A 19,872-nucleotide genomic window follows, 5' to 3' on the forward strand; every position below is an offset into this window, starting at 1 on the left:
CGTGGCCTTGCCCGGCACCCAGGCAAGGCGCAGGACGGTCAGCGGTCGGCGCAGAAGCCGAACTGAACCGTGCCGCCGGCCGGCACACTGGCGTTCCAGCCGACACCCGAGGCCGTGAGGGTTTGGCCCTGTTGGCTCCACTGGGCGTTCCAGACATTCACCGCGCGGCCTTCGATGGTCAGTTGGGCCTGCCACCTCACGGCACTTCGGCCCCCGTTGCGCACATCGACGCTGGCGCAATAGCCGCTGCCCCAGTCTTTGCTCTTGGTGAGCTGCGTCGTCACGCTGCCTGGCGGTGGGGGCGGGGGCGGTGGGGGCGGTTCACCCGCCGCATCCCAGAAGCTGCGCAGCAGCGCCAGCTTGTCTTCGCGCAAGGAGACCCAGTCGTCCTTCAAGATGCCGCCGGTGTCGCCGCTGTTGGGGTTCCACGACCAATAGAAGAGGTTGCGGATGCCTTTGCGCTTGAGCCACGCGAACAGCGTGTCCTGGAAGGCCTTGTCCTTGGCCTGGCCGGTGCCGTACTGGCCGCCGGTCTCGCCGATCGCCATGGCATAACCCTGGTTCGCAAAGCGCCCGAAGTGCGCTTCCCAGACCGCCGGCAGGTTGTTCGGGAAGTCGCCGGCGTCGAAGTAGCTCTGGTGCGCGACGTCGGGGCCGTACACGTGCGGTGAGAGCACCAGGCGGTTCAGCGGGATGTCGAGGCCCGTGCAGGCCAGCGGTTCGAGGTTGCCGCCCCACCACCAGCCCGGCGTGGTGCTGCAATGGCTCTGGCCGCCGATACCTTCGACGAAGACCAGCGTGTTGGGCGCCTCGGCGAGCACGGCCTTCGATGCGCGCTCCGCCGCCAGGTTCCAGTCGGTCGCGGTGTTGCCGGTCCCCCAGGTGGCGCTGCCGTGGGGCTCGTTCTTCAGGTCGAGCCCGAGGAAATGACGGTAGCCCTTGTAGCGCTTCGCGACCGCGCGCAGGTCGGCGATCCATTGCGCCTCGGTGTAGCCGGGCACGTACCACAGCTCGGAGATCGCCTGGCAATCCGGGCGGTGGTGGTCGATCAGCACGTACATGCCGCGGCGGTCCATCTCGGCCACCAGCTTGTCGAGCACCTGCAGGCTGTTCAGGCCCTGCAGGTCCGGGTTCAGCTCGTGATCGATCGAGGTGACGGGCTCGCCGCGCAGCGAGCCCGGGCAGACGGGGATGCGCACGGCGTTGAACCCGGCCGACTGCATCTGGTCCAGCATCTGTTTCCAGTTGCGGGCCCATAGGCCTTGCACCACGCGGGTTTCGGTTTCGAAGCCGAACCAGTTCACGCCCTTGAGGGTGAGGCGGGTGCCGGCGTCGGTGTAGATCTGTCCGTCCGACACATAGAAGGCGCTGGCCGGAGGGCCGGCCAGCGTGAGCGTGGCGGCGACTGCCGCAGTGGCAGCCCAGCGAAGTCTGGATCTCATGTCTCGGTCTCCATCTAGAGTGCAAAAGTGCCGGCGAGCGGCGGCGCGGGCACGCTCAAGGCTGCGGCGGACAGCGCCAGGTTGACCGGCACCACGACCCGCCTTCAGCGACGTTGACCGACGCCGGGTCGACGACGATGGACGGCGTGCCGCTGTCGGCCACCAACGTGGCGTAGTCGGCCATCGCCAACGCGATGTCGGCCTGGGCCCAGAAGCGGTGGTAGGTCCAGCGCGGCGACGGGCCGCCGTCGAGGTAGGCCTTGAGTTTCGGCCACTGGGGGTCTTCCTGGTACTTGGGGCGGATGCTCAGGAAGGTCGCGTTCGAGTCGATCGTCGCGCCTTGCGCGTTGGTCCCGGTCCAGCCCGGCGGCACGTAGACGCCACTGCCGGTGGCAGCGTCGAAGCGGTCGTCGAAGCGCAGGTAGTCCTTGCGCTCTTCGCTGACGGCCACGCCCTTCGCATCCTGGTGTTGGTCCCACATGCGGTCGAGCAACTCCTTGGCCAGCTTTTTCGCAGCGCTGTCGTTGGCCTTGGCGCCGTAGTAGATCAAGGTGCGGGCAAAGGCGGCGGCGATGCCGACGTCGTTGGTGGTGTCGACCACCTCGACCCGCAAGCCGGCATTGGCGCCCGGCGCTGCCGCATTCCAGGTGTCGGGCTGGCCGCTCCACTTCAACGTGTTGGGGATGAGGTAGGTGCCGTCGGCGTTCAGCTGGGTGTGGCTGGAAGCCCAGCGGACCCAATTGTCGAGCACCGCCCGGGCCCGGGCGTCGCCGCTCACGTAGTAGTACTCGGCCACGCGCTGCATCGACCAGGCCTGGAAGCCGAACCAGGTGTTGGACGCCGGGTCGTGGTAGACCGGCTTCTCGTCATAGAACATGCCGTAGAAGGTGGCGGTACCGGGCGGGGGTGTGCCGTGGTCACCGCCATAACTGTTGGTGGCGCCGCCCGCGATGGCGCCGTCGGCGGATTGCAGCCAACGGTAGAACTCGAGCTGCCGCTGCAGGCTCTTGGCCCAGTCGCTCGCGCCGGTGGTCGACAGCGGCTTGAACGCGGGTTGCGTGGCCAGCGCCCAGGCCGCCAGCGGGTTCTGGTAGCCGAAGTGGGTGTGGCTGGAACTGATGCGCCACGCCCAGCCGGCATTCGTGTCGGTGGCGCCGCCCCAGGCGTAGTACCAGCTCATCAGATAGTGCTGGTTGTCGCGCAAGCCTCGTGCGTCGGGAGTGCCGGAGCCGCCGGGGCAGGCGCGCGGGTCGATGCAGTTGCCGACCTTCTTGAAGTACTTGTCGAACATGGCGTAGCGCAGGTAGTCGCCCATCTTCGACGCCTTCTTCACCAGGTCGGCCACCTCGGCCGACTTGCCTTGCTCCTTGGCCCAGACCGAGGCCCAGTAGATCGCCTGCACGGCGCGTGCGTCGGCATCGGGCGCATTGGTGTAGCGCCACTGGCGTGTGTAATTGCTGTCGCCCGTGAACAGGCTCAAGAAACCTTGCGAGCCGCCGTTGCGGCCCCAGCGGAAGGTCTCGCATGACGGGTGGGGCACCGTCTCCCACACCGACTCCTGCGATCCACGCTGGAAGGTGTTGATGTAGGCCGGACGGGTGATGCCGTCACCGCAGCGTCCGTAGCCGTACCAGTTGTCGACGTCGAGCAGCCAGTGCATGCCGTAGATGTCGCGCGTGCCATAGGCGGCTGCCAGTTCGTTGGCGAGCGGGTCCTGGCCCACCGGCACCGACCCGTCGATGGGGGAGGGGTAGTGCTGGGGCAGCGGGTGTTCCGCCGCATAGGTCGCAGGCTTGCCCGGGTTGTAGAAGCTGTTGGTGGGCTGGTCCTGGGGCGACGGGATGATGTACTGCTCCATGTTCGCCCACGCCTTCTTCAGCGGGCCCCAGTCGCCGGTGGCTCGGCCGTATTGCGCTTCCAGCCACAGCCAGAAGCTGTAGGCCTCGGAGGTGGTCTCATGGCCATGGTCGGGCGCCTCGACGATGAGCGTCTCGACCGAGTGGTAGGGCACGCCTTCGGGGCTGAAGTAGCCGTTGGCCGGGTTTTTGATCTTGTGGTACTGGGTCAGGAAGCGTTGCGCGTATTCGGCGTCGGCCGCACTGGCCTGACCGGGCAGGGTGTAGGCGAACAGCGCCAGCGAGGCCGTGGACGTCAGCGCGATGGCGCGCCGCATCCAGCGGGGAGGGCGTGTCCTCCTTGTTGTGGTCGCGGACAGGGGCGCGGCGCCACGGCGCCGTGAGGTTGCTGATGTCATGGGGTCTCCTACCTGCATGCGGATGACGTGAGAGGGCCGCGGAATGGCACTCCGATCACGTCGAAACCCATTGCCGAAGGCACTGGGCGAACACGGCGCGCGACGAGACCGCGTACCGCTCAAACTGCCGCGCTCGGTCCTCGTTCACCGACACGACAAGCAATGAAAGCGCTTTCAGAACCGTCAGCTTCGAGGGGATAGGGGGAGAGGTCAACTGACACAAATATCAGCTGCTCATGTACGTGTTTAGGAAAGGTCAGGGCGTGGGATGTGGCGTGAAAACGAACCGCCTGCCCACTCGCGTGGGCGTGGAGGGAGCGAAGGCTACGCAACTCGACCTTCTCCAGCGGCTCGACTCCAGGCCGGTGTCCAAGAAGGGGCGACTCTCCTCCGGGTGTCCTCTGTTTTTTCGTGCCGAAACGCGCGGCTACAAGCACAGAAGCGCCGGGGGCCGAGGTCGCGCCGAAGCTGCCGCAGAATGTTGCCCGTCGAGGTGACAGGGAGAGAACAACATGCCTACCTTGCTCAGCTGTGGGCCAACCATCCCAATGTGAAGGGGGATGGGCCGTTGCTCGACAAGAGCGTCTACGAGAACCAGTGCGCGATTGGCGTATCCGCTGCGCTTATGCGGTCGGGCGTCAACATGAAGGCGTACTCGGGCGTTTGGTCCTGGCAGAAGGACAAGCCCAAGTACGCGATCCGGGCCCAAGAGCTAGCCAGCTGGTTGGCAAGTGGAGCGGCTCACCTTCCGACCAGATTCCAGAAGTACACCGGAGACGATGTCAAAAACATCTGGGAAAAGGTGGAAGACAGGACCGGCGTCATCTTTTTCCGGGACTACTACGGGCCCGGCATGCAGGGAGACCACATCGACTTGCGGAACGGCAGTCGTATGACGGCCCTGAGCTCCTGGGTGCGTATCAACCTTCGCGTCGGCCCTGTCGGGCTCGGGTCAGATCACCGCAAGTCCTCTGCGGTGTGGTTCTGGGAGATGCCGTGAAGCGCCTGCTGAGCATCATTTTCGGGGCGCTGGTGGGCGGAGCAGCTGCGTTCCTAACTGCCGCGGCGCTGTCTCAATGGCACTCGTCCAGCGCCAAGAGCGAAGACGAGATGGGAACTGTGGCTCTGGTCGGCATGGCCTTTACCGTGGTGTGCTCCCTCGCGGGCGCGGGGATCGGGAACCGCCTGTACCGCAGACGGCTACGTTAGGCGGACAAAAGGGGCCAGCAGGCAGTAGGCGAATGCGTCCTCGGAGGGTATGGCGTAGATGAGCTGTGAGGGAAGCGGCTGGGAGGGGGTTGAGGGCCCGCCCGATGGCCTGGAACTTCTCAACGTACTCCACGCTTCTGCGCTGCGAGCCTGTCGGCTTCGCGGCGGTCGGAGGCATTGAGGGAGAGGAAGATTCGGGAGCGCTCCTCAAAAGGCGCCCTGACGGTCCTTGGGGATCACGATGCGGAGTTGCCAAACCCCTCCGCCGTGGACCAAGCCTAGCGGTCTTGCCATCGGCTGCGTACCAGCCGGGTCGGATCATCGAAGGAATGCAGACGAGTGAACTACAAATCGTCTTGGATACTGCGTCGGCCCTGGAAGCGCGTGCTTCCTGGCGACGCGAGAAGATGGGTGACGAGCCTTAACCCCGGCACTGGTCGCAACAGTTAGGGCTGCTTCGTTCCCGACCTGACCCGGTTGGCCGCGCTCCCATGCGGGGAGGCCCGTCACGCACGATTGTAAGCCACCTTTCATCCGCCTCGCTTTGCTTCGCCGTTTTGCTGCGGTCTGCGCCTGAGATCGCTCGGCAGCCCCACGTCCCCGGCCTCGTGCGACTGCCGCCGGCCTGGCGGCACGGCGGCGGCGGCGACGGACAAGCGGGCAGCGACTGCTGCTGCCGGCGGCCCGCAAGTCCGCCCCGTAGAATCGCGAGAATGAGTTACCTCGTGTTGGCCCGCAAATACCGACCCCGCACCTTCGAGCAGATGGTGGGTCAGGAGCATGTCGTGCAGGCCTTGAGCAATGCGCTGACGCAGCAGCGGCTGCACCATGCCTACCTGTTCACGGGCACCCGCGGTGTCGGCAAGACCACGGTGTCGCGCATCCTCGCCAAGTCGCTCAACTGCGTCGGGCCCGATGGCAGCGGCGGCATCACGGCAGCGCCTTGTGGTGCTTGCCAGGCCTGTGCCGACATCGATGCCGGCCGGTTTGTCGATTACGTCGAGTTGGACGCGGCGTCCAACCGCGGTGTCGAAGAGATCTCGCAACTGCTCGACCAGGCGGTCTACAAGCCGGTGGTGGGGCGCTTCAAGGTCTACATGATCGACGAAGTGCACATGTTGTCGAACACCGCCTTCAACGCGATGTTGAAGACGCTCGAGGAACCGCCCGAATACCTCAAGTTCGTGCTCGCGACGACCGACCCGCAAAAGGTGCCGGTGACCGTGTTGTCGCGCTGTTTGCAGTTCAACCTGCGCCCGATGGCGCCGGAAACGGTTCTCGAGCATCTGCAGCAGGTACTGCAGGCCGAGCAGATCGACGCCGACGCGGGCGCCTTGCGGCTGCTGGCGCGCGCCGCCCGCGGCTCGATGCGCGACGCGCTGTCGCTGACCGACCAGGCGATCGCCTTCGGTTCGGGCAGCTTGGGCGAGCCGAGCGTGCGTCAGATGCTGGGCGCGGTCGACCGCAGCCATGTCTACCGGCTGATCGAGGCACTCGCCGCTGGCGACGGTGCTGCCGTGGTGGAGACGGCGCAGCAGCTGCGCGCCCAAGGCCTGTCTGCCCAGGGAGCCCTCGAAGAGATGACGGTGGTGCTGCAGCAGCTCGCCGTGCTGCAGGTGGTGCCAGACGCCGCCGACCCGGCCGATCCCGAGGCCGAGGTGCTGGCCCGGCTGGCCGAACGGCTGCCGCCCGACGAGACCCAGCTGCTCTACAGCATCGCGCTGCACGGGCGCAACGAACTCGGTCTGGCACCGGACGAGTACAGCGGCCTGACCATGGTGCTGCTGCGCATGCTGGCCTTCAAGCCGGCGGCGGGGGGCAGTGCGCGGCCCCAGGCGGCTCCGCTGCAGCGCCCGCAGAACCCGGTCTTGCGCGTGGCACCGCGCAGTGCGCCGCCGGCCTCGCCGGCCCCGGCGCCCGCGGCGGCGTCTGGGGCCGCTGCGTCTGCGCCCGTGGCCAGCCCCACCGCCCGCACCTCGACCTCCGCACCGCGGTCAGTGTTGTCACCGGCGGCACCGGCGGGCGCAGCCCGTCCCCGTCCCGGCTCGGAACCGCCACCGTGGGATGACGGGCCCGCCGCAGCGCCGGCCGCGTCTCCCGCAGTGCCTGCGTCACCCGTTGCTCCGGTCGCTCGCACGGCGCCGAACGTTGCCGTGCCCCCTGTGGCGCCGGCCGTGCCCGCACCGGCCGCCGATCTGCCGGACACCCCCGGCTCGCCGCTTGGCGACCGCTGGCATGCACTGGTGCTGCAGATGTGCGAGCGTGAGTTGATCGGCGCGCTGGTGCGCGAACTGGCGATGCAGGGCGAGTGCCTGGTCGCCGGCGATGACAACGCCGCTTCGTGGCGGCTGCGGGTCGAGCGCGAGACGCTGGCCTCTGAGGCGGCGCGCGCCAAGCTGGAGGCCGCGATGAGCCAGGTGCTGGGCCATGCCGCGCGCCTGCAGTTGGAGGTCGGCCCGACCCAGGACACCCCGGCACGCCGCGAAGCCGCGAAACGTGCGCGGCGCCAGCGCCAGGCCGAAGAAGCGATCGAGAACGACCCGCTGGTCGTCGCGCTGCGACAGCAGTTCGCGACGGCACGCATCGTGCCGGGCTCGGTCAGACCGGTTTGAACCAGAATTTGCGCGGGCCGTTGCAAACCGCACCCCGCACCCCGTGACCCCGAAAGGAACACCATGCTCAAAGGACAACTCGCCGGCCTCATGAAGCAGGCCCAGCAGATGCAGGACAACCTCAAGCGCGCCCAGGACGAGCTGGCGCAGATCGAGGTCGAGGGCCAGTCGGGCGCAGGACTCGTGAAGGTCGTGATGACCTGCAAGCACGACGTCAAGCGCGTGACGATCGACCCCAGCCTGCTGGCCGACGACAAGGACATGCTCGAAGACCTGGTCGCTGCCGCCTTCAACGACGGCGTGCGGCGTGCCGAGCAGGTCAGCCAGGAAAAGATGGGCAAGCTCACCGCCGGCATGCCCTTGCCCCCCGGCATGAAGTTCCCGTTCTGATCCGCATGCCGCCGCGCACACGCCGGGAAGCTGCATGACGATGTCGTCGTTCGACGCGCTGGTGCTGGCCCTGCGCAAGCTGCCCGGCGTGGGGCCGAAGTCGTCGACGCGGATGGCGTTTCACCTGTTGCAGCATGACCGCGAGGCGGCGCACCAGATCGCGCAAGCGCTCGATGCAGCCATGCGCGACGTGCGCCACTGTCAGCGCTGCAACACCTTCACTGAGGCGGAGGTGTGCGACACCTGCCTCGACCCGCAACGCAACGCGGCGCAGCTGTGTGTTGTCGAGACGCCGGCCGACCAGGCGGCGGTCGAACGCACCGGCAGCTACCAGGGCCTGTACTTCGTGCTGATGGGCCGGCTCAGCCCCCTCGACGGCATCGGCCCGCGCGACATCGGGCTGGACCGCTTGTTCGAGCGCGCGGCCGACGGTGAGGTGCGCGAAGTGATCGTGGCGACCAATTTCACCGCCGAAGGCGAAGCGACCGCCCATGTGCTGGCCGAAGGGCTGAAGAGCCGGGGGCTCAAGGTCACGCGGCTGGCCCGCGGGGTGCCGGTCGGCAGCGAACTCGAATACGTCGATCTCGGCACCATCGCGCACGCGCTGGTCGACCGGCGATGACCCTCGTCTCCATCACGACAACCCCTCTCGGCACGACAGGAGCCACCGGATGACGATCACGCTAGGGTGTGTGCTGGCCGCGGCGATGCTGCCGATCTTGTCGGCCTGGATCGCGAAGTGGGGGCAGCTCGGCAAACGCCGCAGCGAAGGCGGCTACGACAACCACGACCCGCGCGCCTGGCTGGCACGTCAGCAAGGCTGGCGCCAACGCGCCAATGCGGCGCAGGCCAACGGCTTCGAAGCCTTGCCGTTTTTCATCGGCGCGGTGGCCATCGCGATCGCCACCGGCGCACCGGCCGGGCGCCTCGACCTGCTCGCTTCAGCCTATATCGTGTTGCGGCTGGTCTACATCGCCTGCTATGTCGGCGACCGTGCCACGTGGCGCAGCCTCGCCTGGGCACTCGCGTTCGGCGTCAACGTGGCGATCCTGTTCAGCGGCCGCGCCGGCTGAGGCCGGTGGGCATCTGGTACGACGCCTGGGTGAAACCCGCCATCCCGGGCTTTCCCTGCCCGGAAGCTCCCGAATAGGAAGGGCTGAGGTCGAGGGCTAAGCTGCCCGACCATGACAGGCCCGCGCCCCTCCGCCCTCTCGCCCGTGTTGCCCTGCGGCACCGCACGGGCGCTGGGCCGGCGCCGCGTGCTGCACACGCTCGGGCTGGGGGCCGTGTGGCTGGGGGCGCCGGGCGTCTCGCGTGCGGGCTCACGGGGCGACCGCGGCCGTTTGCGCATCAGCATGGGCCAGGAGGAGTCCTTGTGCCATCTGCCGGTCACGGTGGCGTGGCAACTGGGCTATTTCCGCGCCGAAGGCCTGGACGTGCAACTGGTCGAGCAGGCCGACCCCAAAGCGGCGGTCGCGTCGGTGGTGAGCGGCAAGGCCGAGCTGGCCTCCGGGCCCTACCTCGCGGTACTCAAGCAGCAATTGCAGGGACAGGCCCTGCAGACCATGGTGTTGCAAGGGCGCGCGCCCAAGGTCGCGTTCGGCGTGTCGACCCGCTCGCTGCCCGGCTACCGCAGCCCGGCCGATCTGCGCGGGCGGCGGGTGGGGGTGGCGGCGTCGGGCGCACTGTCGCAGGCGCTGGCGCGCGCCTGCCTGGCCAAGGGAGGCCTGCGCGCATCCGACGTGGCATGGACGGGCTACACCTCGATGGGCGAGGCGGCCCAGGCCCTGCGCCAAGGCGAGTTGGACGCCCTGAGCCATCTCGATCCGGCCATGACCCAGCTGGAGCAGCGGGGCGAGGTGAGGGTGATCGCCGACCCGCGCACACCGAAGGGCGCGCACGACGTGTTCGGCGGGCCGATGCCGGGCACCTGTGTGTTCGGGCTGCCGTCCTACATCGAGCAGCAGGCCGATGTCTGCCAGGCCGTCGTGTTCGCCGTGCTGCGAGGCCTGCGCTGGCTGCAGACGGCGCAGCCGCAGGACATCATCAAGACCGTGCCCGAGAGCCAGATGATGGGTGACCGGGCGCTGTACCTGGCGTGCTTCTACAAGGTGCGCGAGTCGTACTCGCCTAACGGCGAATTGGGCGACGCGGCGATGCGGACCGCACTGAAGGTGGCCGCGACGCTGATCGACGCCCGCGGCCACGACAGCCAGGCGCTGCTCGACCGCAGCCACACCAACGAGTTCGTGCTGAAAGCTCGGGCCCGTCTGCGGGCCTGACGCCGCCAGCCTGGCGGGGTTGCCGAGCGCCCAACAAAAAGCGCCCCGAAGGGCGCTCGTGTGGTGCCGGAGGGGGCCTCAGTTGCGGGCTACCTTGACGCGTGACTTGCCCGTCGACTTGTTGGCCTTGGCGGTGCGCCCCTTGGCGGCCGCCGCCGACGGCCGCTTCTGGGCCACCGCGCGGGTCTGCTTGGCGGCGGCTGTCCGGGTGCTGGCCGTGCGGGTGGCTGCGCCCCGCTTGGGCGTCAGATAGACCACCACCTGTTCGCCGCGCTTGAAGCGCGACGAGGGGCTGACATGGTTCCAGCGCGCCACCTGCGCGGCGTCGAGGCGGTAGCGCCTTGCGATGCTGGCGACGCTGTCGCGCGAGCCGGCCCGCACCACGGTGCGCTTCGCCGGCGGCACGTCGGGGGCCAAGGCCATCACGGCGTTGTCGGCCACCTCGGCCGACACGTCCCGGTGGTGTTTCACCGCATGGCGTTCCACCAGCAGTGTCGAGCCGCCCTTGATCAACATGAAGGGCGGGATCTTGTTCAGCTCGCGCAGTTCCTTCTCGGTCATGCCGACCTGTTTGGCGGCGACCGACGGGCGCATGGTCTTGGGCACCACCCAGGCGGTCCAGCTCGCCAGCGGGCCCTTGTGGTCGGCCAGGTTGCGGATGAATTTGCGTGCGTTGTCGTAGGGCAGCAGGATCTGGGGCGTGCCGGCGGCCAGGATGACCGGCTGGTTCATCTGCGGGTTCAGCGCGCGGAACTCGTCCTTGGCGAGGCCGGCGAGCCGCACCGCCAGGTCGACGTCCATGTCGCGCTGGATGGCGACGGTCAGGAAATAGGGGTGGTTCTCGATCGACGCGAGCGTGACGTTGTAGTCGGCCGGCTTGGCGATGATGTTCTTGATCGCCTGCAGCTTGGGCACGTAGTAGCGCGTTTCGGCCGGCATGCGCAGGCTGGCGTAGTCGGTCGGCAGGCCGTCTTTCTGGTTGCGCGCGATGGCCCGCTGCACGCTGCCTTCGCCCCAGTTGTAGGCTGCCAGCGCCAGATGCCAGTCGCCGAACATGCCGTGCAGCTTGGCCAGGTAGTCGAGCGCGGCACGCGTCGACGCCAGCACGTCACGCCGCTCGTCGCGGAAGATGTTCTGCCGCAGTTCGAAGTGGCGGCCGGTCGACGGAATGAACTGCCACATGCCCGACGCCTTGGCGACCGACATCGCCTGCGGGTTGAAGGCACTTTCGATGAAGGGCAGCAGCGCCAGCTCGGTGGGCATGCCGCGCGATTCGACTTCTTCGACGATGTGGAACAGGTAGCGGCTGGCGCGCTCGGTCATGCGCTGCAGATAGTCGGGCCGCGCCGCATACCACTGGGCGCGGTCGTGCACCAGGTCGTTGTCGAGGTTGGGCATCGCGAAGCCCTTGCGGATGCGCACCCACAAGTCGGGCACCGCGATGTCGTCCGGGGCGGGCGGCTCGGCGGAGGTGGGCGTCGAGCTGGAGCCGACGTCGGCATCGGGCACGATGACGGCAGCGTCGCCGCTGGCCGGCTGCGGCGCGGGCGCCAGCGCGTTGAGGGCGGCTTCGCTCGGTTTGGCGACAGGCGCAGGAGCGGGATTCGACGGCGCGGGAGCACTCTGCGAGACGGCGCCGGGGCCGGAGATGGGGCCGGTGGCACAGCCGGTGGCGAAAAGGCCGGCCGCCAGGCCGAGGATGGAGCCGTGGCGCAGCAGGAGATGCTTCATCGGAATTCGTTTTTCCATAGTCTGAGGGCGGCCAGCACGGCGACACCGTCGTCGCTCGTCGCGCCGTAGGCCCTCGCTGCTGCGACCACCGCCGGTTGGTCACAGCGCAAAAAAGGGTTGATCTGGAGTTCGAGGCCGAGCGTGCTGGGCAGCGTCGGCTGGCCCGCGTCGCGCAGCCGCCGGCAGTGTGCCAGGTGCTCGGCGATGTCGCGGTTGTCGGGCTCGACGGCGGCGGCGAAGCGCAGATTGCTCAAGGTGTACTCGTGTGCGCAGCACACCCGGGTGCCGCCCGGCAGGGCTGCAAGGCGGCCCAGCGAGTCGTACATCTGGGCCGGCGTGCCTTCGAACAGCCGGCCGCAGCCGGCAGAAAAGAGCGTGTCGCCACAGAACAGCACGGGCTCGTTGCCGAGCCCGTCCGTCCAGTAGGCGATGTGGCCGGCCGTGTGGCCGGGCACGTCGATCACGTCGAATCCCACCTCTCGCCACACCGCCCGATCGCCTTGCTTCAGCGCGCGGATGGCGCCGGGTATGGTTTCGCCGGCCGGGCCGAACACCGGCCCGTGCAGCAGGGGCCGCAGCGCTTGCAGGCCGCCCACATGGTCCGCGTGGTGATGGGTCACTAGAATGCCGGTCAGCTGAAGCCCGCGCGCTTGCAGGGCCTCGATCACCGGCGCAGCTTGGCCTGGATCGACGACGAGGGCCTCACGGCCATCGTGCAGCATCCAGATGTAGTTGTCGGCGAAGGCGGGTAAAGCAACCAGTTCCATGACGCAAAACGGCCGGATTATAAGTTTGGATGAGTGGTTGCTCACGCCGGCAGGCCGGTATTTGTTGGCGTGGGAGCAACAACAGCTGGACCGCACGGTGGGAGACCTGTTCGGATTTCACGCGGTGCAGCTCGGGCTGCCCCAGCTCGACGGGCTGGGCCAGAACCGCATGCCTCACCGTTGGACCGCGGTGGACCGCCTGTCACTGGGGGATCCTGCCACGATCCAGGCCCCGTGCGGACCGCCCGAGGGCGCGCCGGCCCGCGTCGCTGGACAGCCGGCGCCCCGCGCGCTCGTGACCGACTTCGACGCGTTGCCGTTCGAAACCCAGAGCCTCGACCTGGTGGTGCTGCCCCATACGCTGGAGCTGGCCCGCGACCCGCATCAGACGCTGAGGGAGGTCGACCGGGTGCTGGTGCCCGAAGGCAAGCTGGTCGCGATCGGGCTCAACCCGGCCAGCCTGTGGGGGGCCCAACAGCGCACGGCGCCGCTGTTGAGTCGGCTCGGGATGGGCACCGACTTCCTGCCACCGCGGGGCGACCTGATCGGCTACTGGCGTTTGCGCGATTGGTTGCGTCTGTTGAGCTTCGACATCGAACGCGGCCGCTTCGGTTGCTATCGCCCTGCTTTGCGCTCCCAGCAGTGGCTGGACCGTTTCGGCTGGATGGAGCCGGCCGGCGACCGCTGGTGGCCCGTGCTGGGGGCGGTCTACTTTCTGGTGGCGACCAAACGCGTGCGCGGGATGCGGTTGATCGGGCCGGCCTGGAAGCAGCGCCAGCAAAGCCAGCGTGCACGTGCCGTGGCGGCGCGGCGCGAGCCGATCAGCGAATCGAGCGATGCCAGCCGCCGTTGAGAACGCGGTCGGGCATCGCTTTTGTGCTTTATCTCTCAACATCTTTATCGGAATCGATACCACATGGCCACAACCGGCACGACAGGCATCACACGTCCCAAGGTCGTGATCTACACCGACGGCGCCTGCAAGGGCAACCCGGGGCGGGGCGGCTGGGGCGCCTGGCTGCAATCCAATGGCCACGAAAAGGAACTGTTTGGCGGCGAAGCGGTCACTACCAACAACCGCATGGAGTTGACGGCGGTCATCGAAGCGTTGGCAAGCCTAAAGCGCACCTGCGAAGTGTCGATCTACACCGACAGCGAGTACGTGCGCAAAGGCATCACCGAGTGGATCCACGGCTGGAAAAAGCGCGGCTGGAAAACAGCCGACAACAAGCCGGTGAAGAACGCGGAGTTGTGGCAGCGCCTGGAAGCCCTGGCGTCGCTGCATCACGTGCAGTGGCACTGGGTCAAAGGGCACGCCGGCGACCCGGGCAATGAGCGCGCGGACCAACTGGCCAACAAGGGCGTGGCCAGCGCGGCTTGAAACCGGGGTGCGCGGCGAGCCGCTTGCTCTGTTAAGAAGTGTGAACGCCGTCTTCGCCCAGCCACTACAGTCCACAGGGCCCCTGCTGGGCCCCATCTGATGAAGAAATTGCATGCAACCGTTGCGGTCATCGGCATCGCCGTGGCCAGCGCCGCCGCCTACTGGTGGCAACACCGCTCTGCCGCGCCCGGTGATGCCGCCGTGGCCGCCGCTGCCGTGCCCGCGTCGGGCCCGGCGCGACCAGGTAGCGCAGGCCCGCGCGCGGCTGGCGGCGGCCGGGGCGGTGGCGGGGCGGTTGCCGTCGAGGTGGCTGCAGCGCGGACGGTGAGCCTGGGCGAAGAAGCGCAGGCGGTCGGCACGCTGCGCTCGCGCCAGGGCGTGATGTTGCGGCCCGAAGTGGCAGGCCGCATTGCTGCGCTGGGGTTCAAGGACGGCCAGCCGGTGCGCCGCGGGCAGGTGCTGGTGCAACTCGACGAGACGCTGGTGGCCGCGCAGGTGCGGCAGGCCGAGGCGCAGGTGAGCATCGCCCGGGCCAACGACAAGCGCAACCGCGAGCTGCTGGCCGAGAACTTCGTCAGCCAGGCCTCGGTCGACCAGACCGCCGCCAACCTCGAAGTCGCCAACGCGCAACTCGCGCTCGCCCGGGCCCAGCAGGCACGCATGCGCATCGTCGCGCCGTTCGACGGCACGGCAGGCATTCGGCTCGTCAATGTCGGTGACTATGTCAACGCCGGAGCCGACCTGGTGAACATCGAGGACTTGCGCACCATCCTGGTCGACTTCCGCCTGCCCGAACGCTACCTGCCCCAGCTGAAGCTGGGCCAATCGGCCGACGTCACGCTCGACGCCTTGCCACAGCGCCGTTTCGAGGCCCGCATCGATGCCGTGGAGCCGCAAGTGGACGAGAACGGCCGCTCGGTGCTGGTGCGCGCGAGCATCGCCAACAGCGACGGCGTGCTGCGCCCGGGCATGTTCGCGCGCGTGGGCATCGCGCTGTCGACGCGCCAGCAGGCCGTCGTGGTGCCGGAAGAAGCCTTGCTGCCGCAAGGCGGCAAGCAATACGTCGTCAAGGCGGTCGAGGCACCGGCGGCGACTGACGGCGGTGCCGCGCCGCAGGGGCAGCGCGTGTCGCAGCGCGTGGAGGTCGCGATCGGCGCACGCCGCCAGGGCCTGGTCGAGATCGTGCGCGGCGTGAACGTGGGCGACACGGTGGTGACCGCCGGCCACCAACGGCTGGCACGCGACGGTGCGGCCTTGCGCATCGTCGAACTGGGGGCCGGCGCCGCCGAACCCGCTGCCTCTGAGCCGCAGCCGCAGCAGGGCAGCGGGGGCGCGGCGGCACGGGTGGGTGCCTTGAATGCCACGGCCACGGTGCGCTGACACGAGACGCCCGTCTTTCGACCTGTCCTGACCTCGAGACCGCACCATGCAACTCGCCGAAGTGTCTGTCCGCCGGCCGGTCTTCGCGACCGTGCTGTCGCTGTTGCTGCTGTTGATCGGCCTGGTGTCCTTCAACCGCTTGCAGGTGCGCGAATACCCGCGCATCGACGAGCCGGTGGTGACGGTGGCCACACGTTTGACCGGCGCGTCGTCGGAGGTGATCGAGTCGCAGGTGACCAAACCGCTGGAAGACTCGATCGCCGGCATCGACGGGGTGGACATCATCACCTCGATCTCGCGCTCCGAACAAAGCCAGATCTCGGTGCGCTTCAAGCTCGAGAAGAACCCCGACAACGCGGCCGCCGACGTGCGCGACCGGGTGTCCCGGGTGCGCGGCCGCCTGCCGGAGGCGGTGGACGAACCGGTCATCTCCAAGGTGGAGGCGGATGCCTCGCCGACCATCTGGCTGGCCTTCACCACCGAGGCCTTGTCGCCGCTGGAGGTCACCGACCTGGCCAACCGCATCGTCAAGCCGCGGCTCCAGACGGTGCCGGGGGTGGCCGACGTGATCGTCCGCGGTGAACGTACGCAGTCGATGCGCATCTGGCTCGACCCCGACCAATTGGCCGCCTACGCCGTCACGGTGCAGGACGTCGAAGACGCCTTGCGCAAGCAAAACCTGGAAGTGCCCGCCGGCCGCATCGAAGGCCAGCAGCGCGAGTTCAGCGTGACGGCGCAGACCGACCTGAAGACGCCGGCCCAGTTCGGCGAGGTGGCCCTGCGCCAGGTGAACGGCTACACGGTGCGGCTGCGCGACGTCGCGCGCGTCGAGCAGGGCGCCGCCAGCGAACGCTCGAGCGTGAGGTTGAACGGCAAATCGGCGGTGTCGCTCGGCGTGGTGCGCCAGGCGACCGCCAACCCGCTCGAAGTGTCGGCCGGTGTGCGCGCGATGCTGCCGCGCCTGGCCGAGGACCTGCCGCCTGGCGTGGAAGTGCAGTCCGCCAACGACAACTCCATCTTCATCGACCGCTCGGTGAAGGCGGTCTACTCGACGATCGCCGAGGCGGTGGTGCTGGTGGCGTTGGTGGTGTTCGTGTTCCTGCGCACCTTGCGCGCCTCCATCATCCCGCTGGTGACGATACCGGTCAGCCTGATCGGCGCCTTCGCGCTGATGGCGCTGGCCGGCTTCTCGATCAACACGCTGACGCTGCTGGCCCTGGTGCTCGCGATCGGCCTGGTGGTCGACGACGCCATCGTGGTGCTCGAGAACATCTATCGGCACATCGAAGAGGGCATGGCGCCGTTCGAGGCCGCCATCCGCGGGGCCAAGGAAATCGGCTTCGCGGTGGTCGCGATGACGCTGACGCTGGCCGCCGTCTATGCGCCGCTCGCCTTCACGCCGGGGCGCACCGGGCGGCTGTTCGTCGAGTTCGCGCTGACGCTGGCGGGCGCGGTGGTGGTGTCGGGTTTCGTGGCCTTGACGCTGTCGCCGATGATGTGTTCGAAGCTGCTGCGCCACAACCCCAAGCCGTCGCGCTTCGACCGCTGGATGGAGCGCAGCCTCGACCGGCTCACCGGCGCCTATGAATCGGTGCTGGGCTGGACGCTGGCCCGTCGCTGGATCGTGGTGTTGGTGATGCTGGCCAGTGCTGGCGCGAGCTGGTGGCTGTTCCAGACCACCAAAAGCGAGCTGGCGCCGATGGAGGACCGCGCGACGGTGCTTGTCAACGTCAGCGCGCCGGATGGCTCCACGCTCGGCTACACCGAGAAGTACATGCGCGAGATCGAGCGCATCGCGACGGCCTATCCCGAGTTCGACCGGGTCTTCATCGTCGCCGGCAATCCGACGGTGTCGCAGGGCATCTCCTTTCTGCGCACCCTCGACTGGGAAGACCGTGAGCGTTCCGCGATGGAACTGGCACGCGAGCTGCAGCCGAAGTTGTCCAACCTGCCGGGGGTCAACGCCTTCCCGGTGACGCCGCCATCGCTCGGCCAGGGGTTTCGGGAGCGTTCGGTCAACTTCGTGATCGTGACGTCGGACAGCTATGACAACCTGAACCAGGTGGCGCAGCAGTTCCTGGCCGAGATGAACCAGAACCCCGGCTTCGTCCAGCCCGACTCCGACCTGCGCCTGAACAAGCCCGAGATCTTCGTCGACGTGGACCGCGAACGCGCGGCCGACGCCGGCGTGGCGGTCGACCAGATCGCCCGCACCGTCGAGACCATGCTGGGCGGGCGCAACGTGACGCGGTACAAGCAGGATGCCGAGCAGTACGACGTGGTGGTGCAGACAGGGGCCGGCGGCCGGGCCCGGCCCGACGACATCGAGCGCTTGTTCGTGCGCGGCCGCGACGGCCAGATGATCCCGCTGTCGTCGCTGGTCACCGTCAAGGAGGCGGTGGCACCGCGCGAGCTGAACCACTTCAACCAGCGCCGCTCGGTCAGCCTGACCGCCAACCTGGCGCCCGGCTATTCGCTGGGCGAGGCCCTGGCCTTCATGGACGAGACCGCCGCCCGCCTGCTCGAGCCGGGCTACTCGACCGAGCTGAACGGCGTCTCGCGCGAGTTCCGGTCGTCGAGCGGGGCGCTGGCGGTGGTGTTCGTGCTGGCGCTGCTGTTCATCTTTTTGGTGCTGGCGGCGCAGTTCGAGAGCTTCGTCGACCCCTTCGTGATCCTGCTGTCGGTGCCGCTGTCGATGGCCGGCGCCTTGCTCGCGCTGAAGTTGAGCGGCGGCACGCTCAATGTCTATTCGCAGATCGGGCTGATCACGCTGGTGGGCCTGATCACCAAGCACGGCATCCTGATCGTCGAGTTCGCCAACCAGCAGCGCCAGCAGGGGCAGGGTGTGCTCGAGGCGGTGCGGCATGCCGCCGCAATGCGTTTGCGACCGATTTTGATGACCACCGGCGCCATGGTGCTGGGCGCCTTGCCGTTGGCGCTGGCCGAGGGGGCGGGCGCCGAGAGCCGTCAGCAGATCGGCTGGGTCATCGTCGGCGGCATGTCGCTCGGCACGCTGTTGACCATCTTCGTGGTGCCGACGATGTACACCTTGTTCGCACGCAAGAGCACGCCGGGCCCGATCACGACGCCCGTTGCGGTGTCGTCGGCCGAAGGGCACTGAGGCCGCGCGCCGCCCGGCTCAAGCACGGGTCACAGCAGCCCGTCGAACGGCAGCACGTCGACCCAGTCGCCGGGCGACACGCCGGCCTGGTCGTGCGGCAGCACCACCAGCGCGTTGGCCTGCGACATCGAACTGAGGATGCCCGAGCCTTGTGCGCCGGTCAGGCGCACCACCGGGACCCCGTCCTGATGGCTCAGGATGCCGCGCTGGTATTCAGTGCGCCCGGGCTTCTTGCGGATGGTGTCCTGGGACTGGGCACGCAAGCGCGGCGCCGGCGTCGGCGTGGCCCCGGCGAGCGTGAGCAAGGCGTCGCGCACGAACACATGGAACGCCACCATCGCCGCCACCGGGTTGCCGGGCAGCCCGAACAGCAGGGTGCGCCGGCCGCCGGCGTCGAGGTGGCCGGCCGCAAGCGGGCGGCCGGGCCGGATCGCCAGCTTCCAGAACGACACCTGGCCGAGGCGTTCCAGCAGCCGCCGCGTGTGATCGGCGTCACCTTCGGACACGCCGCCGGAGGTGAGCACCACGTCGACGGTCTCGGCCGCCGCGCGCAGGGTGGCCTCGAGCGCCGCCGGGTCGTCCGGCACGACCCCGAGGTCGTACGCGTCGACGACCCCCAGGCCTTGCAGCAGCGCCAGCAGCGTGTGGCGGTTGCTGTCGTGGACACAGGCCGGCGGCAGGGGTTCGCCGATGACGCGCAATTCATCGCCGGTCGAGAAGCACGCCACCTTGAGGCGCCGCCACACGGGCACCTGCGCCTGTCCGAGCGACGCCAGCAAGCCCAGGTCGGCCGGCCGCAGCCAACGGCCGGCCTTGAGCGCCGGCCGGCCCCGGGCCAGGTCTTCCCCGCGTGCGCGCACGTTGTCGCCGGGCCGAACGGCGCCCGCCGGCACCTGCAAGCGGGTGCCGGCGACGGCGACCAGTTCTTGGGGGACCACGGTGTCGACGCCTTCGGGCAGCGGCGCACCGGTCATGATGCGCACCGCTTCGCCCCGGCCCACGCGGCCGGGATAGGGCCGCCCGGCGAGCGCCGTGCCGACCACCGACAAGTCGAGCGGGACAGCGGCCGCCAGCGCGGCGCCGTCGAAGGCGTAGCCGTCCATCGCCGAGTTGTCGTGCGCCGGCACGTCGAGTTCGGACACCACGTCCGCCGCCAGGACCCGGCCGAGCGCGGCTCGCAAGCCGACCGCTTCGCGGTGCTCCACCGGGCGCAATTCCCGCGCGATCAGCGCGCGCGCCTGCTCCACGTGCAACAGGTCCGGCACGGCCCCACCGACCGGCAACAACGACACGTCGGTCATCG

At 68.6% G+C, this 19,872-nt stretch carries 15 protein-coding genes and 1 other RNA gene; 10 read left to right on the forward strand and 6 right to left on the reverse strand.

The window, feature by feature from the left end; all coding sequences use genetic code 11:
* Positions 1–38: 38 nt before the first annotated feature.
* Positions 39–1,442 (reverse strand): glycoside hydrolase family 5 protein, encoded by a 1,404-nt coding sequence (locus tag AAW51_RS11215; protein ID WP_047194693.1) that lies wholly within the window; start codon positions 1,440–1,442, stop codon positions 39–41.
* Between the two features lie 55 nt (positions 1,443–1,497).
* Positions 1,498–3,696, reverse strand: a complete 2,199-nt coding sequence (locus AAW51_RS11220) for a glycoside hydrolase family 48 protein (protein ID WP_238947831.1) — start codon at positions 3,694–3,696, stop codon at positions 1,498–1,500.
* Positions 3,697–4,174: 478 nt separating this feature from the next.
* On the opposite strand from AAW51_RS11220, the gene AAW51_RS11225 reads away from it, so the two are divergent.
* Positions 4,175–4,696, forward strand: coding sequence for a type VI secretion system amidase effector protein Tae4 (locus AAW51_RS11225; protein ID WP_047194694.1), 522 nt, complete (start codon positions 4,175–4,177; stop codon positions 4,694–4,696).
* 619 nt (positions 4,697–5,315) lie between these two features.
* On the opposite strand, the gene ffs is transcribed toward AAW51_RS11225, so the two are convergent.
* Positions 5,316–5,413, reverse strand: an RNA gene (ffs, locus tag AAW51_RS29080) — signal recognition particle sRNA small type.
* A gap of 205 nt (positions 5,414–5,618) precedes the next feature.
* On the opposite strand from ffs, the gene dnaX reads away from it, so the two are divergent.
* From dnaX to AAW51_RS11255, 5 genes are all read left to right on the forward strand, one after another.
* A complete protein-coding gene (gene dnaX / locus AAW51_RS11235) occupies positions 5,619–7,517 on the forward strand; it encodes a DNA polymerase III subunit gamma/tau (protein WP_047194696.1) in 1,899 nt (632 codons plus the stop codon).
* Between the two features lie 63 nt (positions 7,518–7,580).
* Positions 7,581–7,907, forward strand: a complete 327-nt coding sequence (locus AAW51_RS11240; RefSeq protein ID WP_047194697.1) for a YbaB/EbfC family nucleoid-associated protein — start codon at positions 7,581–7,583, stop codon at positions 7,905–7,907.
* Between the two features lie 34 nt (positions 7,908–7,941).
* Complete coding sequence (recR, locus tag AAW51_RS11245) at positions 7,942–8,529, forward strand: recombination mediator RecR (protein ID WP_047194698.1); 588 nt, start codon at positions 7,942–7,944, stop codon at positions 8,527–8,529.
* A 49-nt stretch (positions 8,530–8,578) separates the two neighbouring features.
* On the forward strand, positions 8,579–8,980 hold the full coding sequence (locus AAW51_RS11250) for an MAPEG family protein (protein ID WP_047194699.1): 402 nt from the start codon (positions 8,579–8,581) through the stop codon (positions 8,978–8,980).
* A 111-nt stretch (positions 8,981–9,091) separates the two neighbouring features.
* The gene (locus AAW51_RS11255; protein ID WP_083438220.1) at positions 9,092–10,189 is read left to right on the forward strand and encodes an ABC transporter substrate-binding protein; all 1,098 of its coding nucleotides are present in this window, start codon (positions 9,092–9,094) and stop codon (positions 10,187–10,189) included.
* A gap of 78 nt (positions 10,190–10,267) precedes the next feature.
* Here the strand turns inward: AAW51_RS11255 and AAW51_RS11260 are convergent, their stop codons facing one another.
* Positions 10,268–11,920, reverse strand: coding sequence for a transglycosylase SLT domain-containing protein (locus AAW51_RS11260; protein ID WP_083438221.1), 1,653 nt, complete (start codon positions 11,918–11,920; stop codon positions 10,268–10,270).
* Complete coding sequence (gene gloB / locus AAW51_RS11265) at positions 11,917–12,687, reverse strand: hydroxyacylglutathione hydrolase (protein ID WP_047194700.1); 771 nt, start codon at positions 12,685–12,687, stop codon at positions 11,917–11,919. The genes AAW51_RS11260 and gloB overlap by 4 nt, the downstream gene beginning before the upstream one ends.
* On the opposite strand from gloB, the gene AAW51_RS11270 reads away from it, so the two are divergent.
* The 4 genes from AAW51_RS11270 (at position 12,686) to AAW51_RS11285 (ending at position 18,569) form a co-directional block, all read left to right on the forward strand.
* The gene (locus AAW51_RS11270) at positions 12,686–13,540 is read left to right on the forward strand and encodes a class I SAM-dependent methyltransferase (protein ID WP_053013488.1); all 855 of its coding nucleotides are present in this window, start codon (positions 12,686–12,688) and stop codon (positions 13,538–13,540) included. The genes gloB and AAW51_RS11270 overlap by 2 nt on opposite strands.
* A gap of 63 nt (positions 13,541–13,603) precedes the next feature.
* Positions 13,604–14,068 carry a ribonuclease HI gene (gene rnhA / locus AAW51_RS11275; protein ID WP_047194702.1) on the forward strand — a complete coding sequence of 155 codons (465 nt, stop codon included), beginning with the start codon at positions 13,604–13,606 and terminating at the stop codon, positions 14,066–14,068.
* Positions 14,069–14,167: 99 nt separating this feature from the next.
* A complete protein-coding gene (locus tag AAW51_RS11280; RefSeq protein WP_083438222.1) occupies positions 14,168–15,448 on the forward strand; it encodes an efflux RND transporter periplasmic adaptor subunit in 1,281 nt (426 codons plus the stop codon).
* A gap of 46 nt (positions 15,449–15,494) precedes the next feature.
* A complete protein-coding gene (locus AAW51_RS11285) occupies positions 15,495–18,569 on the forward strand; it encodes an efflux RND transporter permease subunit (RefSeq protein ID WP_047194703.1) in 3,075 nt (1,024 codons plus the stop codon).
* A 29-nt stretch (positions 18,570–18,598) separates the two neighbouring features.
* Here the strand turns inward: AAW51_RS11285 and moeA are convergent, their stop codons facing one another.
* Positions 18,599–19,870, reverse strand: coding sequence for a molybdopterin molybdotransferase MoeA (gene moeA / locus AAW51_RS11290; RefSeq protein WP_047194704.1), 1,272 nt, complete (start codon positions 19,868–19,870; stop codon positions 18,599–18,601).
* Positions 19,871–19,872 lie beyond the last annotated feature (2 nt).

It is taken from the genome of Caldimonas brevitalea (assembly GCF_001017435.1).
Taxonomy (GTDB): domain Bacteria; phylum Pseudomonadota; class Gammaproteobacteria; order Burkholderiales; family Burkholderiaceae_C; genus Caldimonas; species Caldimonas brevitalea.